Annotated in this window: 13 protein-coding genes; 8 read left to right on the plus strand and 5 right to left on the minus strand. The window is 44.7% G+C overall.

Translation table 11 applies throughout. The features are described from left to right. Position 1: 1 nt before the first annotated feature. Complete coding sequence (locus tag AB4375_RS05160; protein WP_372051140.1) at positions 2 to 1,423, minus strand: FAD-dependent oxidoreductase; 1,422 nt, start codon at positions 1,421 to 1,423, stop codon at positions 2 to 4. Between the two features lie 136 nt (positions 1,424 to 1,559). Continuing rightward, positions 1,560 to 2,570: a putative 2-aminoethylphosphonate ABC transporter substrate-binding protein gene (locus tag AB4375_RS05165; RefSeq protein ID WP_128644407.1), complete on the minus strand. Its 1,011-nt coding sequence runs from the start codon at positions 2,568 to 2,570 to the stop codon at positions 1,560 to 1,562. A gap of 367 nt (positions 2,571 to 2,937) precedes the next feature. On the opposite strand from AB4375_RS05165, the gene phnW reads away from it, so the two are divergent. The 4 genes from phnW (at position 2,938) to AB4375_RS05185 (ending at position 7,884) form a co-directional block, all read left to right on the plus strand. Then, positions 2,938 to 4,041, plus strand: coding sequence for a 2-aminoethylphosphonate--pyruvate transaminase (phnW, locus tag AB4375_RS05170; RefSeq protein ID WP_372051141.1), 1,104 nt, complete (start codon positions 2,938 to 2,940; stop codon positions 4,039 to 4,041). After that, positions 4,041 to 5,462 carry an aspartate aminotransferase family protein gene (locus AB4375_RS05175; RefSeq protein ID WP_372051142.1) on the plus strand — a complete coding sequence of 474 codons (1,422 nt, stop codon included), beginning with the start codon at positions 4,041 to 4,043 and terminating at the stop codon, positions 5,460 to 5,462. Before phnW ends, AB4375_RS05175 begins: the two co-directional genes overlap by 1 nt. 92 nt (positions 5,463 to 5,554) lie before the next feature. Further along, a complete protein-coding gene (phnX, locus tag AB4375_RS05180; protein ID WP_065682331.1) occupies positions 5,555 to 6,373 on the plus strand; it encodes a phosphonoacetaldehyde hydrolase in 819 nt (272 codons plus the stop codon). A gap of 440 nt (positions 6,374 to 6,813) precedes the next feature. After that, complete coding sequence (locus AB4375_RS05185) at positions 6,814 to 7,884, plus strand: OmpA family protein (RefSeq protein WP_017068627.1); 1,071 nt, start codon at positions 6,814 to 6,816, stop codon at positions 7,882 to 7,884. A 131-nt stretch (positions 7,885 to 8,015) separates the two neighbouring features. On the opposite strand, the gene AB4375_RS05190 is transcribed toward AB4375_RS05185, so the two are convergent. Then, entirely contained in the window at positions 8,016 to 8,414 is a 399-nt protein-coding gene (locus AB4375_RS05190) for an OsmC family protein (protein WP_017068628.1), read from the minus strand. Positions 8,415 to 8,614: 200 nt separating this feature from the next. Between AB4375_RS05190 and msrB the strand changes: the two genes are divergently transcribed. Then, a complete protein-coding gene (gene msrB / locus AB4375_RS05195) occupies positions 8,615 to 9,757 on the plus strand; it encodes a peptide-methionine (R)-S-oxide reductase MsrB (protein WP_017061740.1) in 1,143 nt (380 codons plus the stop codon). Between the two features lie 98 nt (positions 9,758 to 9,855). Here msrB and AB4375_RS05200 read toward each other — a convergent pair whose 3' ends face one another. Then, positions 9,856 to 11,223, minus strand: a complete 1,368-nt coding sequence (locus AB4375_RS05200; protein WP_017068630.1) for a TrkH family potassium uptake protein — start codon at positions 11,221 to 11,223, stop codon at positions 9,856 to 9,858. A 19-nt stretch (positions 11,224 to 11,242) separates the two neighbouring features. Then, the gene (locus tag AB4375_RS05205) at positions 11,243 to 11,899 is read right to left on the minus strand and encodes a TrkA family potassium uptake protein (protein ID WP_019820412.1); all 657 of its coding nucleotides are present in this window, start codon (positions 11,897 to 11,899) and stop codon (positions 11,243 to 11,245) included. A 186-nt stretch (positions 11,900 to 12,085) separates the two neighbouring features. On the opposite strand from AB4375_RS05205, the gene AB4375_RS05210 reads away from it, so the two are divergent. The 3 genes from AB4375_RS05210 to AB4375_RS05220 all read left to right on the plus strand — a co-directional run bounded on the left by AB4375_RS05210 (position 12,086) and on the right by AB4375_RS05220 (position 16,317). Then, positions 12,086 to 13,255 (plus strand): mechanosensitive ion channel family protein, encoded by a 1,170-nt coding sequence (locus AB4375_RS05210; protein WP_017061743.1) that lies wholly within the window; start codon positions 12,086 to 12,088, stop codon positions 13,253 to 13,255. An 86-nt stretch (positions 13,256 to 13,341) separates the two neighbouring features. Then, positions 13,342 to 14,877, plus strand: a complete 1,536-nt coding sequence (locus tag AB4375_RS05215) for a mannose-1-phosphate guanylyltransferase/mannose-6-phosphate isomerase (RefSeq protein WP_372051168.1) — start codon at positions 13,342 to 13,344, stop codon at positions 14,875 to 14,877. 15 nt (positions 14,878 to 14,892) lie between these two features. Continuing rightward, entirely contained in the window at positions 14,893 to 16,317 is a 1,425-nt protein-coding gene (locus tag AB4375_RS05220; protein WP_102332022.1) for a phosphomannomutase CpsG, read from the plus strand. Positions 16,318 to 16,375: the final 58 nt, after the last annotated feature.

Below are 16,375 nucleotides of genomic sequence, written 5' to 3' on the forward strand. Positions count from 1 at the left end.
TCTATGATTCAACCTTGTCGGCTTTGCCCGCCGCACCTGCGAGTTTGGATAACTGTTTATCTAGCCACAATGGCGTGCTACCCGAATCTTCCGCGTTCTCTTTTCTTCGTACCGCATCACGCACTATCATCGCACCTACCCAACGGAATGGCTCTGGCGGGAAGTGTCCTAATGGGCCTTTGGTTAAACCGCTTCGTGTCCAAGCATTGTCGATATCGAGTACCATTGCTGACAAAATTTTTCCGCCCATACGGGTTTGAGCAACGCCATTGCCTGAATAACCAAGCCCATAATAGATGTTGCCTTGGCCTTTTAGATTACCGAAAAATGGCAGACCGGTGACCGAACGATCTGAGCCTCCTGACCAGTTGTAATCGAATTCACTTTGTTCCAATTTAGGGAACAGTTTTTGAAACGATTGATTGAGAATCGGCAGGTAGTTGGTCGTTTGGTTAAACATGCTTTCAACTTGATTGGCAAACGAGAACTTATTACCGCCTTTGCCCAACATGAGTCGTCCGTCCTGGGTATCTCGGTAATAGTGGACAAAGATACGCGAATCCACCACCGCTGCCCCTTTCTCTGGACCAAACTGCTTGAGCTTTTCAGGAATAGGCTTGGTCACCACCATATCTGAAGAAACAACCACTATGCTGCGTTTGAACTCTTTAAAGTGATCGAGCATCCACGCATTGAGTGCTAAGATCACTTTGTCTGCAAACACAGCTCCGCCCTTAGTCTGGATACGAGCTGGGGAGCCGTAATCAAGAGAAGCCATCTCTGTGTTTTCGTGAATTTCGACACCCAATTCGATCGCAACGCGGCGTAAGCCTCTCGCCAATAACGCTGGCTGCACACTACCCGCAGCTTCTGAGTAGTAACCCTCAATGTGGCGTTCAGATCCCGCTTTATCAGCCAAAGAGTTATCACACTTCTTCCAACTATTTATACCTTGCTTGACCAACTCATTCACAACAGGTTCCATTCCCCCCTTTTGCGCTTCATTGGTCGCCGTGTAGTAAGTACCGCTTCGATAAAGATGCGCGTCAATCTTGTGTTCGTTACAGAAGGCTTCGATCTCGTATATAACCTTTTCCGATTCCTTAACCAGCCATTTGGCTTGCTCTTTTCCATAGAGCTTTTTCAAGGTTGGATATTTGGTTGACCAAGTCAGCATGCAACCGCCGTTCGCACTAGAAGCACCGCTACCACATAGGCCTTTTTCAATCACGACAACATGCTTTTCTGGTTGCTGTTGTTTGGTTAAAATCGCCGTCCATAAACCCGTATAGCCACCGCCAACAATGGCGATATCACAGTTGACGTCTTTTTGGAGCGGCTTAGCCGAATCTAGCCCCGCATGGATGTTGCCAAACTCTTGTTCCAACGCTTGCTTGAACCAATATGAGTAGTGCTTTGTCATTTGTTGTACCTTACTTAAAACCTAAAGGCGTAAAACTAAAAAAGGAAGACCGAAGCCTTCCTTTACTGATTTCTAACTTCTAATGAACTAAACAGTTAAATAGCTAAATAGTTAATTAACTGAGTAGCTCGATAGATTAAGATTTTGGCTCTGATTTAGCGTCAAACTTCTCAGACCATGTTTTCAATACGTCTGCACGCTCGCTGCCCATACGTGCAAAGTCCATTTTTGCCATGTTCTTTTCGACGTTAGGGAAGTTTTCAATTGTTGCCGTCACATCTTGGTGACCAACAACTGGGTACATTTCGATGTAAAGCTCGTTTGCTGCTTTAGAGATAGACCAATCAACCACGCGTTGCGCAGCATCAGACGGCTTCACAAGACCTACCGCTTCAGATTCCCAGCCGATACCTTCAGGCGTAATCACAGAAAGTGGTGCACCTTGAGTTTTCAGCTTAGCGCCGCGGCTCGCCATAGAAATACCGATAGCGACTTCACCCATACCCGCTTGAACACATGGCTTAGAACCAGAGTGCGTGTAGTGAGCGATGTTTTGGTCTAGCTTCTGCATGTAGTTCCAACCTTGGTCTTCACCCATGTTTTGTAGCCAAGCAGACACTTGCATATAACCCGTACCAGAAGACGCTGGGTTTGGCATCGCAATGTGGCCTTTGTAGATAGGCTTGGTTAGGTCATCCCAAGATTTAGGTGCTGGTAGGTTAAGTTGTTTCGCTACCGCTTCGTTGAAACAAACCGCATTGAAGAATGCATCGTTGCCATACCAAGCTTGAGTAGATTGCGGATCGTTGAGGTTTGAGCGCAGCGCTTCTACACCTTGAGGAGTGTAAGGCTTAAGAATGCCCTCCTCCTTAAGTAGAGCCATTGAAGAACCCGCAAGGCCCCACACCACTTCTGCACGAGGGTTGTTTTTCTCAGCCAATAATTTTGCCGTCATGATTCCTGTTGAATCACGAACCCATTTGATGTTGATGTCTGGGTTTTCGCTTTCAAAAGCATTTTTGTACTTCGCTAAGATGTCAGTTTCAAAAGCGGTATAAACCGTCACTTCCTGTGCCGCATAAGCGTTACCAGCTAATAGTGTGACTAATGCTGCAAGTGATCCTTTCATAAAACGGTTTTTCATCATTTTCTCCAGTCAGGCCCAACTCTAGAGTGAGAAGTTGCCAAAATTAAAAATTGCCAAAGTTAAAGTTGTTAAAGCTAGAAGCCCTATCGAGAGGCACCTATATTCAAAAATTCATTCCAGTTGTTGGCACACACCCCTCACACTGGTATGTACCAGATTTCGATTATTAAGCTAACTGGCTTTTGTGACGATTAAATGAACGAAAAATGGCAATTTAGAGATCGAAAACTTTCTCAAGACAAGTGACCATTTTTAATATGAAGCTTTTGTGAAAATGATGTTTGGGCTATTTACGACCGTTTAAATTGGTTGTTAAAGTAACTCTAAATATTGGTATAGTCCAAAATTAAAATCACGAGAGTTGAACATGAGAAACGAATACTTACTGCTGACACCGGGCCCTTTATCTACTTCTGAAACCGTTCGCCAAGCGATGTTAAAAGATTGGTGTACTTGGGATGATGAATACAACAAAGACGTTGTTGAAGTGATTCGTAGCAAGCTAGTGACTTTAGCGACTAAGCAAGCGGGATATACAAGCGTATTAATGCAAGGTAGCGGCACCGCTTCGGTAGAAGCAACAATCGGTAGCGTTATCTCTAACAACGGTAAGCTTCTTGTTGTTGATAACGGTGCGTACGGCGCTCGTATTGCTCAAATCGCAGAATACTTAAACATTCCATGCCATGTCGTTTCCCCAGGTGAAACATCACAGCCTGACTTGAACGAAATGGAAACGGCATTGGCCATGGATTCAGACATTACTCACGTTGCGATTGTGCATTGTGAAACCACGACAGGCATGCTGAATCCAATTGAAGACATTACCAAATTGGCAAAACAGCACAACAAAACCGTCATTCTCGATGCAATGTCGAGCTTTGGTGGCATCCCTATGGATATCGCTGACTTAGGTATCGATTACATGATCAGCTCTGCAAACAAGTGCGTCCAAGGTGTACCGGGCTTCGGCTTTGTTATTGCTAAGCAATCGGAACTGGCAAAGTGCAAAGGCCAAGCTCGTTCATTAAGCCTTGATCTGTTTGACCAGTGGCACTGCATGGAAAGCAACCATGGTAAATGGCGCTTCACCTCTCCGACTCATACAGTGCGCGCTTTCTACCAAGCTCTACTTGAATTGGAACAAGAAGGCGGCATCGAAGCTCGTCATAGTCGCTACCAAACCAACCAAACCACATTGGTTGCAGGTATGCGTTCCCTTGGCTTTGAACCACTGCTTAATGATGACCTTCATTCACCTATCATTACTTCTTTCTATTCTCCAACTCATAGCGATTACCAATTCAAGGAATTCTATGACCGTTTGAAAGAGCAAGGGTTTGTGATTTACCCGGGTAAGGTTTCAAACGCAGACTGCTTCCGAATCGGTAACATTGGTGAAGTGTATCCGTCAGACATTGAAGCTCTCATTAGCGCAGTGAAAAACGCTATGTACTGGGACATCAAATAATGACGACGACCAATCCAGAGCCAGTTCTAAAGGCCACACACTTTCGAAGCGAAGGCGATGTGAACACCACGCCAGCACGCGAAAAATGGAACGAGTCGCTAAACGATGATGCGACTCAAGTAATGTTAAAGCGTGATGCTGACGTGTTTCTTCATCAAGCCATGTCAACGCCTTGCCTAGACACACTTGAAGCAGCCGAAGGCATTTACATTCAAGATGCGACTGGCAAAAAGTACATGGACTTTCATGGCAATAATGTCCATCAACTAGGTTATGGTCACCCTCACATCATTCATAAAGTGACTCAGCAAATGGCGTCATTGCCGTTTTCACCACGTCGCTTTACCAATGAAACAGCCGTTCAATGCGCTGAAAAGCTGACACAGATCTGCGGTGGTGAGTTGAACCGCGTGTTGTTTGCTCCTGGTGGCACATCAGTGATCGGCATGGCGCTCAAACTAGCTCGACATGTCACCAACAATTTCAAAGTAGTGTCATTGTGGGATTCATTCCATGGCGCGTCACTCGATGCAATTTCAGTGGGGGGCGAAGCTTGTTTCCGCGAAGACATGGGCCCGTTAATGGCTGGCGTAGAACGCATTCCACCAGCCGTCTCTTATCGTGGCGCTTTCCCGTTTAACGAGAATAGCGCAGTCAATGCAAACGAAACTGCATGCGACGTTCACTATGCCGACTATTTAGAGTATGTGATTGAAAAAGAAGGTGGCATTGGAGCCTTCATTGCCGAAGCAGTGCGTAACACAGACGTTCAGGTTCCAAGCAAAGCTTACTGGAAGCGCATCCGTGAGATCTGCGATAAGCATAACGTCATGTTGATCATCGACGACATTCCAAACGGTATGGGTCGTAGTGGCGAATGGTTCACTCACCAGGCCTTTGATATCGAACCTGACATTCTTTGTATCGGTAAAGGTTTTGGCGGGGGCTTGGTTCCAATTGCAGCCATGGTCACTAAAGACAAATACAACACGGCAGCGCAAGTATCACTTGGTCACTACACCCACGAGAAAAGTCCTATTGGCTGCGCAGCGGCACTGGCTACGATGGAAGTGATTGAGCAAGAAAATCTACTTGAAAAAGTACAAGCGGACAGCGCATTCGTGCGTGAACAACTGCTTCAAATGAAAGAGAAATACCCAGTCATTGGTGACGTTCGCGGCATCGGTCTGCTTTGGGGAGTGGAATTGGTCACTGACCATATCACCAAAAACCGAGCGTTCGATGAAGCAGAAGCAGTACTTTACCAATGTCTGAACGATGGCCTGAGCTTTAAGGTTTCACAAGGTAACGTGATTCAATTGAGCCCACCATTGATCATCAGCCGTAGCGAGCTAGAAGTCGCTCTGTCTGTATTCGAAAAAGCGATAGCCAAAGTCTGCAAAGATTTTGAATACCTTTAATTCTCGAAATCAACATTTAAACCAATAACCTTAAACAACCATTTGTTTCCCAGAACTTTGAACTGGGAGTAACACAAAAATAGGACACTATTATGAACACGACATCACCTATCCAAGCGGTTATCTTTGACTGGGCTGGCACTATCGTTGATTTTGGATCGTTTGCTCCAACCAGCATTTTCGTTGAAGCATTCAGACAAGGTTTCGACTTTGATATCGACTTAGCAGAAGCGCGTGAACCTATGGGGATCGGCAAATGGGACCACATCCAAGCGGTGGGTCGAATTCCTGCTGTTGACGCTCGTTGGAAGGCTCAGTTCGGACGCTCGATGACCAGTGAAGACGTTGACGCGATCTACGCGGCATTCATGCCTCTTCAAAAAGCGAAAGTAGCCGATCACGCAGCACCTATTTTGAATGCGATAGAAGTGGTCAATAACCTAAAAGAGAAGAACGTGAAGATCGGATCTTGTTCAGGTTACCCACGTGAAGTGATGGATGTTTTAATTCCTGCTGCTGCAGATTACGGTTACCGACCAGATAACGTGGTAGCGACCGATGACTTACCTCAAGGTGGTCGCCCTGCTCCATTTATGGCACTGAAAAACGTAATCGACCTAGGTGTAACTAGCGTTGCTGCGTGTGTAAAAGTAGACGACGCAGCACCGGGGATCGATGAAGGTCACAACGCAGGGATGTGGACAGTTGGACTTGTATTATCGGGGAACGAAGCAGGCTTAACGTATCAAGAATATTTAGATGCAGACGAGACAACACTTGCAGCTGCACGTGAAAAAGCAAGCGTTAAGCTAAACAAATCAAATCCGCACTACCTGATCGATACCATTGCAGACCTACCAGGCGTCATTGCAGATATTGAACAGCGTTTACTGGCAGGAGAGCGCCCATAAGCAAAAGCGAGATGTTCACGTGATATAAAGTACGTGAAAAACATCTCTAATCGCTTTAATTCAAACCCCTACCCAATCATGTATTCATTCGAGTTATACATATTGGGTGGGGATTTTTGCTTTATAAGCATGATAAAGCGCAAGTTTTTTACTTATTACCCGTAGGGCCACTGGTAAATAGACGAGGTTAGGCTATAGCTTAGATATAAGCATTCCAACAAATGATAAAATCAACAATTAAAACATCTTAAATATATAATATTTAACAATTTCATTGACTCTAATACGCAATCAGATTAACAATATAAGTAGCAAGAAAGAAATAGGTTCACCTGAACCAACACCTTGATTTACTTATTATAAGCAGTGTCGTAACCCAATAAGTGATCGTTTTACTGGTAAGTTCAGATAACAATAATAGCTAATCCAAGGATAAGATTATGAAAAGACTGTCAAAAATCATGTGTGCTGTTGTTGCCGCTTCAGGCCTAGCAGCAGCGCCTTCTATTGCTGCAACCACTTATGTAGGTGCAAAAGTGGGTATGGGCTGGCTAGACAGCGCATGTGTAGCCGGTGCTAAATGTGATGATGATGCAATTGGTGCAGGCATCTACTCTGGTTACAATTTTAATGACAAATTTGGTATTGAGCTAAGCTCAGACTTCCTTGGCGACTACAAGACAAGCTTTTCAAAAAACGGTACAACAGCTGCGTTCAGCGACCCACTAATCGCAATCTCGCTAACTCCAATGTACCGTCTAGCAGTACAACAAGAGTTTGATGTATTCTTCAAAGCGGGCCCGGCATACATTTCACACGGTGGCGAAGATGACGTTGTTCTTTCTGCTGGCATCGGTCTAGAGAAGCAGCTTTCTTCTGATTGGGCATTGCGTGTTGAATACCAATATTTTGATGACTTCGACGACAACTACGTTCAAGATCTGAACTCGAACCTACTATCAGTTGGTGTTAGCTACAACTTCGGTACTGGCAACACAACAGCATCAGCGGCGGCTGCAACAGCTTCTGCAGTAGCAGTGACTCAAGCGCCATCTGAGCCAATCACAGAGCCTGCAGTTGTTGTTGAAGAGAAAACGACTGTCGTTGTAACTAAAGCGCAAACAGAGAGCTACTCTCAAGAAATGTTCGCGACTAACAGTACTGAACTGTCTACAGATGGCAAAATTGCATTAATGCCATTAGTTGAAGTACTTAAAGCTCACCCTCAATCAACAGTTGATGTTGTTGGTCACACAGACTCAACAGGCGCAGCTGAATACAACATGATGATCTCTAAGAAGCGTGCAGCAGCTGTAGCGGCATACATCGAAGAGCAAGGCATTGAAGCAGACCGAATTACAGCGTCAGGTGAAGGCGAAGAGAATCCAATCGCATCAAACGATACAGCAGAAGGCCGTGCTCAAAACCGTCGTGTTGACGCAACGATCCCTGGTTTCGAATACCAAGAAGAAGTACAAGTTGAAGAAGTTATCGTAGAAACTGCTGAATAACAGCACTCTACCTTAGCCGAAATAATAAGGGCGGAGCACTCAAAGTGCTCCGCCCTTTTCTGTATCTGTCTTTACTAATAAGCCGTAAGCCGAAAAGTACCGGCCCCAAGCTAGGCTGTACAAACCGAAAACTAAACGATTTCCCAGCTGTGAGTCATTTCTACGCCAGCACCTAACATTAGACATACTGAACAGTATTTTTCTAACGAATCAGCACATACTTTAGCCACTAACTCAGGATCTAGGTTGTCACCAGACACTTCAAAGTGAATGTTAATCACAGTAAAGATTTTTGGTGCTGTTTCACGACGTGTCGTTTCAAGTTTTGCGTTACAGCCTGTGATGTTCTGGCCTGCAGATTTCAAACCATCGACGACATCAACAGAGCTACAACCACCAGCGGCCATAAGGACCATTTCCATTGGGCTTGGCGCGGTTGCACCACCACTGCCATCCATTACTACAGAGTGGCCAGATTGAGATTGACCTAGGAATTTAAAGCCTTCGACCCATTTAACTTCTGCTTGCATGTTGTTCCTTAGATGTACGATAACCGCCATCGCTGTCTATTATTGGATATCAATACTGACACCCTACTACTGGCGGCATTTATGAGCAAGATTTTCTCGGCGACATATTTTTTTGTGAATGATGCAATTTTTTCCATCTAAAACCTGTCTCTATTCGTACATTCAAAATCGAATGAGAAGAACGTCAAGATGAGGTATCTATGAATAAATTATCTAAAATATTGGTATCACTCGTGGTTGCGCTACCACTGATTTCGCTGTTTGTAAGCCAGACTGGCACTGCCAATACAATGGATAAAACAGCTAATTCAGGTAATAGTGAAATCGCGACACTGGCTGGTGGTTGTTTTTGGTGTACAGAATCCGACCTAGAAAAGCTGACAGGCGTCACCGACGTTATCTCTGGGTATTCTGGCGGTGAACTAGAAAACCCAACCTACAAACAAGTATCCTCAGGCAAGTCGGGTCACATCGAAGTGATAAACGTGACTTACAACCCTGATGTTGTTAGCTATGAACAGGTTCTTGACCAATTCTTCAGACACATCGATCCAACCGATGACAAAGGCTCTTTTGTAGACCGAGGCCGTCATTATCGCCCGGCTATTTTCTATCATAACCAAGCACAAAAAGATGTTGCTCAGAACTTCATGATGGAGATCGACAAAGCTAATATCTTTGGTGCACCACTAAAAACAGAACTGATAAAATTTGAGAAGTTCTGGCCAGCAGAAGATTACCACCAAGATTATTACAAGAAGAGTAAGGTTCGTTATAACTACTACCGCTATGCTTCTGGCCGCGATCAGTACCTAGATAAGATCTTCGGTGATGATAGAAAGGACAACCCTAAAACACTACGTCAGATCATCGACAGTAAGAATGCGACAGCGAATGCTAAAACATACGTAAAACCGTCTGATGCAGAGATCAAAGCGAAGCTTACAGCACTTCAATACGATGTAACGCAAGAAGACGCTACTGAGCGCCCATTTGACAACAAATACTGGGATAACAAGCAAGAAGGTATTTACGTTGATATCGTAACTGGGGAGCCATTGTTCTCTTCAAAAGACAAATACAAGTCAGGTACAGGCTGGCCGAGCTTTACACAGCCAATCAGCGAGGCTTATGTCGTCACAACTACTGACTACAAACTGCTTTACCCAAGAACAGAGGTTCGAAGTAAGTTTGGCGATTCCCACCTTGGGCATGTATTCAAAGATGGTCCAAAACCAACAGGGTTACGTTACTGCATGAACTCAGCCGCAATGCGCTTTATCCCTGCGGATAAATTAGCAGAAGAAGGCTATGAGGAATACGTTGAGATGTTTGAGGGATAGGCATTCAGCAATTAACGATCAGCCTATGACAACAAACCCAGCATATCGCTGGCTTTGTTTTTATTTACAGAGCTTTATTTATCAGCCCATGGACCTAATTAACCCGTTAACACCGTGTCTTCAGGGTATTTCAACAAGGAAGGTTCTGGGCGAGCTAGCATATAAGCCAAGGTCAGGGGGCCGATACGTCCAATCACCATAACCACAATCATGATGTATTTACCTGGCTCAGTCAGGTTTGCGGTTAAGCCAGCTGTTAAACCAACCGTTGCAAAGGCAGAAATCACCTCAAACATGACTCGATCAAACGCTGCCTTTTCAGTAAGCATTAACAAAAACATCGCGGTGGTTAATAACGCCCCACTTACCACAATAATGGCCAATGACTTTGTTACCGCTTGCCAAGTCACAGTGCGCTTAAACATCACCACGTGCTTTTTCTGACGGAGGAAGGTCCACGTTGCGACAAAGGCTACTGCAAAGGTCGAAACCTTAATACCACCACCTGTTGAGGTAGAACCTGCACCAATCAACATCAGTACAATCATTACCAGCAACGCAGGCTGTGTGTACTGAGACAAATCCACACTATTAAAGCCAGCAGTACGAGCACTTGCCGACTGAAAAAATGCGGCTAGCCACTGTCCTTGAGTCGATAACCCTTCCATGGTTGCTGAGTTATTTCTTTCTAGCAGCCAGAACAATACCGTACCTACCAACAATAGAGTCGGAGTGGCGGTTAGCATAATCTTGGTGTGTAAATGAAGATGTCGAAAACCTTTACGCCAGTTACTCGATAGGTCGCCGACGACTGTGAAGCCTAGCCCACCGAAAATAAACAAGCCAGCTAAGGTGAAGATCACCAGCGGATCATCAACAAAACTCATCATACTGTCTGAAAACAGTGCAAAACCTGCGTTATTGAATGCAGATATCGCATGAAATAGAGCATAAAAACTGCCCGTTGACCATCCCATCTCAGGTACCCAGCGGAAGCAGAGCAATACAAAACCGATAAATTCAGCCACTAATGCAAAGATGATGATCTTCTTAACCAATTTACGAAGGTTAATCTTACGATCTTGGCCAAGCGCTTCTTTCGCGAGTGCTTGTTGTTTAAGGCTTAACCTAACACCGAACATGTAAAGCAGTACCGCAGATAGAGTCATCTGCCCTAACCCGCCGACTTGCATCAAGAACATCAGTAAGATTTTACCCGCCAAGGTGAAATGCTCACCGGTATCGACAACACCTAATCCTGTCACACTGATCGCCGAGGTTGCTGTAAACAGTGCATCCGTAAAACTTAGGCCTGTCACAGAGAATACAGGCATCGTCAACAATATTGCAGAGGGGATAAGTACGCATAAGAAGCTCGTAAGGATAATCTTAGGTTCAGAGCCTTTACGTGGCTTTTTATCACTCTTAAGCGTGTAGAAAGTACCTTTTCGTTTTAACGAATTCATACTGTTACCTTATTGCCAATTACCAATTGCGTAGCTTTCTAGATAAGGTCTCTTTCGGCCCAGCGATGATCACCACATCCCCAATTTCTAAACTCACATCCAATTCTGGTGCTTTAGTGAGGTTCGGCCCTCGCTTGAAGCCAAGTACCTCAACACCATTTTCTTTACACAGCTTAAGATCGCCAAGTTTCTTACCCAACAGTTTAGAACCAATAACAATCTCCGTCATCGCTAAGCCACTGCCAAGGTCGATAAATTCGAGAACGCGTCTGTCCAGCATCTTACGAGCAACACGAATACCCATATCGCGCTCGGGCATGATGATATGGTCAGCACCAATCTTAGAGAGAATCTTGCCGTGAAACTTATCGTTCGCCTTTACCCAAACAGCTTTTGCGCCTGACTCTTTTACCACCAGAGTAGTCAGAATACTGGAATTAACATCAGAGCCAATCGACACCATCACCATGTCGTAATCGTCGAGTCTTAACTCTTTAACTGTCTCCTCGCTTGTACAGTTCGCAACAATCGCTTGTGAAACAAAAGCCGCCGCTTCTTTCACTCGCTCTTCATCAATATCGACGGCCAGTACCTGTGCCCCTGAACTTTGTAGCTCTTTGCAAACAGACAGACCAAATCGCCCTAAACCGATAACTGCATATTGTTTGTCGCTCATTTGAAATCCTGTTTAGAAATTTTAATTACACGGGATAGCCAAACCTACATTAGTTTCTATCTCAAAAAAAGTTAGTTCTGCAAGAATAAGGTTATACTATTGTCATAATCGCTTGATTTATAAAGGTAGAGAACAACTCGAGTTTCTGCTAATTTCCAATTCATAATTTCTGCGGCAGCACACACAATGAATGAATTCATAACCCAAGTACAAACCTACATCAACCAGAGCCATAGTGATTGGGCAAACAGCGTCCTATTCATCACTATTGCGAGTTTTCTCGCTTGGGTAGCTTGGCGAATTATCCATAATCGCTTAGAAATTCTGGTTCAGAAAACCCCATTCCACTGGGACGATCTACTGCTAGAAGCACTAAAAACCCCTGTCAGCACATTACTTTGGTGTTGGCCTGCTACAGTCTCTATCGGGCTAATACTTCAAGACCAGTTTGGCAATGAAATCAATTGGTTAAAAACGCTTAAACACATATTGATTATCTGTACATTCGTTTGGTTTACCTTACGAATGATCACTAACACTGAAGCCTATGTCTTAGAGCAAAAAACCAGAGACGAAACCACTGTACAAGCGATAGCGAAAGTCGCTCGCTTGTTCTTTATGGTGATGGGCGGCCTAACCATTATGCAGGCATTTGGGCTCAGTCTTTCCGGCTTACTCACCTTTGGTGGTGTTGGTGGCTTGATCGTCGGTTTAGCGGCTAAGGACTTACTGTCGAATTTCTTCGGTGGCATGATGATTTACTTCGACCGCCCTTTTAAAGTCGGTGATTGGATTCGCTCTCCCGACCGTCAAATCGAAGGCACTGTCGAACGCATTGGTTGGCGCATGACGATCATCCGCACTTTTGATAAGCGTCCTTTGTACGTGCCAAATTCGGTGTTCAGTAGTATTGTGGTAGAGAATCCATCGAGAATGTTGAATCGTAGAATCAATGAAACCTTTGGTCTTCGTTATCAAGATGCAGACAAATTGGCGCTCATTGTTGATGATGTAAGAACCATGCTCGAGACCCACCCAGATATTGATGCCAAACAGACGTTGATCGTTAACTTTGACAAATTTGGGCCATCAACGCTCAACTTCTTTATCTATACCTTCACAAAAACAGTCAACTGGATCAGGTACCACAAAGTGAAGCAAGACGTTCTGTTACAGGTTCTGGCGATTATTCATAAACACAATGCAGACATCGCGTTCCCAACACAGACACTCAAGATTGACCCTCAAGACTTTTCTAATGTTCAAGATCATAACAGCGTTCAAAGCCTAGGTGATAATCAGAATATTAGCGATCCCAAAGACATGTTGAACTCCCCTACGGAAGGTCATCGATAGTCATATCCTTCTTGGTTATCGATAAGTAATAAGCGTGAAGCGTGGTAATATGCTGGCAGTATTCTAATGCACCTAATTACCACGCTATGATTTTACCTGTCATTCTAGCCGGCGGCTCCGGAAGTCGTCTCTGGCCACTGTCTCGCGAGCTTTACCCTAAGCAATTTCTCAATATTGCCGGCGACCAGTCAATGCTTCAGCACACACTTCAACGCCTGCAAGGCCTTGAAGAGCACTTGATGGATAGTAAATGCGATGCCCCATTCATTATCTGTAATGAAGAGCATCGCTTTATTGCCGCTGAACAAGCTCGATCAGCTAACATTCAACATAGTGGTATTCTGCTAGAGCCAGTCGGTAGAAATACAGCCCCAGCCATTGCGCTTGCCGCCCTAAAGGCTTTAAGTAAACCACCGCTTAATGAACAAAGCGCATCCGACCCTATCTTGTTAGTGCTGGCTGCTGATCATCACATCGCGAAAACCTCTGAATTCCAACAAGCGATTAGTCGTGGTGTTGATTATGCAAAACAAGGCAAGCTGGTGACATTCGGTATAACACCTAGCTCCCCAGAGACTGGCTATGGCTATATCAAGCAGGGAGAGCCTCTTTCCTCCAGTGCTCAAACTGATACTAATGGAACAGAGCAGCCAATCAATCACGCCTTCGCCATAGAATGCTTTGTAGAAAAGCCAGACACAGCAACAGCAGAAGAGTACATCCGCTCAGAACAATACTTATGGAACAGTGGCATGTTCATGTTTAAGGCATCACGCTATGTTGAAGAACTCGCCGAACACCACCCTGAGATAGTAGCGGCTTGTAAACTCGCTCTTGCAACGCAAAATACCGACCTCGACTTTATCCGTATAGACGCTGAAGCATTCAAAAGCAGTCCAAGTGATTCAATCGATTACGCCGTGATGGAAAAGACCTCGCACGCCGCGGTGATCCCGATGGATGTCGGCTGGAACGATATTGGCTCATGGTCCGCGATCTGGGATGTAAGCGAAAAAGATCAGCACAATAACGTCATTGAAGGTGATGTGTTAACCGTCGACTCTCAACACAACTACATCCATGCTGAAAATAAGCTGGTTGCGACGGTAGGTGTCGACAACCTGATTATTGTCGAAACCAAAGACGCTATATTGGTTGCAAATAAAGACAGGGTTCAGGGTGTTAAATCGATTGTCAGTCAACTAAATCAAGCGGGTCGCACAGAACATGTGCATCATCGTGAGGTGTTTAGACCTTGGGGTAAATACGATGTTATCGACCTAGGCAAGCGCGACAAAGTTAAACGTATCACCGTTAAACCCGGTCACAAGTTGTCGTTACAAATGCACCACCATAGAGCGGAACATTGGGTAGTCGTGGCGGGTACTGCGAAAGTGACCAACAATGAGAAAACCTATCTGGTTGAAGAAGATCAATCCACTTACATCCCTTTAGGTCATATTCACAGCCTAGAGAACCCAGGGGATCTCCCACTCGAGATGATTGAAGTACAAACAGGCAGTCATTTAAGTGAAGGCGACATCATTCGATATCAAGACAGTTATGGGCGAGACGTGCGCAAGCAACAAGTCCACTCATCAAAGCACAACCAAACGAAATAAAGCAGCGACAAATCGATGAAACCAACATTAGACCTAAACTGCTTTAAGAACAACGATATCCGCGGCGTCATTGGTAAACAAATCAATGAGCCACTCGCCTACCTGCTCGGTAAGGCATTTGGCGAATACGTCCTATCCGCTAAGCCTGAAACCTCACTCGATGGTTTGGCGCAGGTAGTGATTGGTCGTGATAACCGCAAAACCTCCCTGTCATTACAAGAAGCCATGACCAAAGGCTTAATCGAGTCAGGGATTACCGTCATTGATCTAGGTATGACTGGCACTGAAGAGGTCTACTTTGCGACTCGTTACCTAAAAGCGATTGGCGGAATACAAATCACAGCCAGCCACAACCCAATCAATTACAACGGCATGAAAATGGTCGGTGTAGACGCTAGCCCTATCAGTAAAAACAGTGGTTTAGATGAAATCAAACGACGCATTGAAGAACTTAATCAAGAGCTGAACTGCAATTTACCGTTCGTTCATGCACAACCAAGTAACTCTAGTAGATCGAACAGTATTCTTGCTCCGTACGTCGAGCACCTACTCTCGTATATAACCCCATCAAAGCTGTCACCGATGAAGATTGTGGTTAATGCTGGGAACGGTGTTGCAGGACATATCATTGATGCTTTAGATAATAAATTTAACGAACTCGGTGTCCCTATCACCTTCATCAAAGTTCATCATAACCCTGATGGAAACTTCCCAAATGGTATTCCAAACCCTTTGATTAGAGAGAACCAAGCAGCCACTCGAGATGCCGTTTTAGAGCATTCTGCCAACCTTGGAATTGCTTGGGATGGAGACTTCGACCGATGCTTTTTCTTTGATGAGCAAGGCAATTACATCGAGGGTTATTACATTGTAGGGTTGCTTGCTGAAGCATTCTTGGTCAAACAGCCTAACACGACTGTATTGCACGATATGCGCATGACCTGGAACACAATTGAAATCGCAAAAACGCATGGTGGAAAAGCGATTGGAATTAAAGCAGGACACGCACTGATCAAAGAGAAGATGCGTGAAACGAATGCCGTCTATGGGGGCGAAATGAGCGCACACCATTATTTTCGTGATTTTGGATATTGCGATTCAGGCATGATTCCTTGGCTATTGGTTATCGAGCTGATGTCGAAAACTCAACAATCTCTTCACCAATTAACGAGTACTAGTATAGATAGATTCCCCTCTTCCGGGGAGATCAATCGAAGAGTCTCAGACCCAGAGCAGGTCATGGCTTGCGTGTTATCGCACTACCAAGATCATGCCGTTGAGATCGATCACACAGACGGAATCAGCATGAATATGGGCTCATGGCGCTTCAACTTAAGAAAGTCCAATACCGAGCCATTAATACGCCTTAACGTTGAAACCAAACAAGATAAAGCTTTACTGTCACTTAAAGTCGACGAGTTACTGTCTTTTCTCATTTAAGAATACAGACACTTCCAGTTTTCAACTAAGATCCACAAAAAAGCCCTTATTAGCTGTT

Source organism: Vibrio sp. 10N.261.51.C6 (genome assembly GCF_041471785.1).
Lineage (GTDB): Bacteria > Pseudomonadota > Gammaproteobacteria > Enterobacterales > Vibrionaceae > Vibrio > Vibrio crassostreae_C.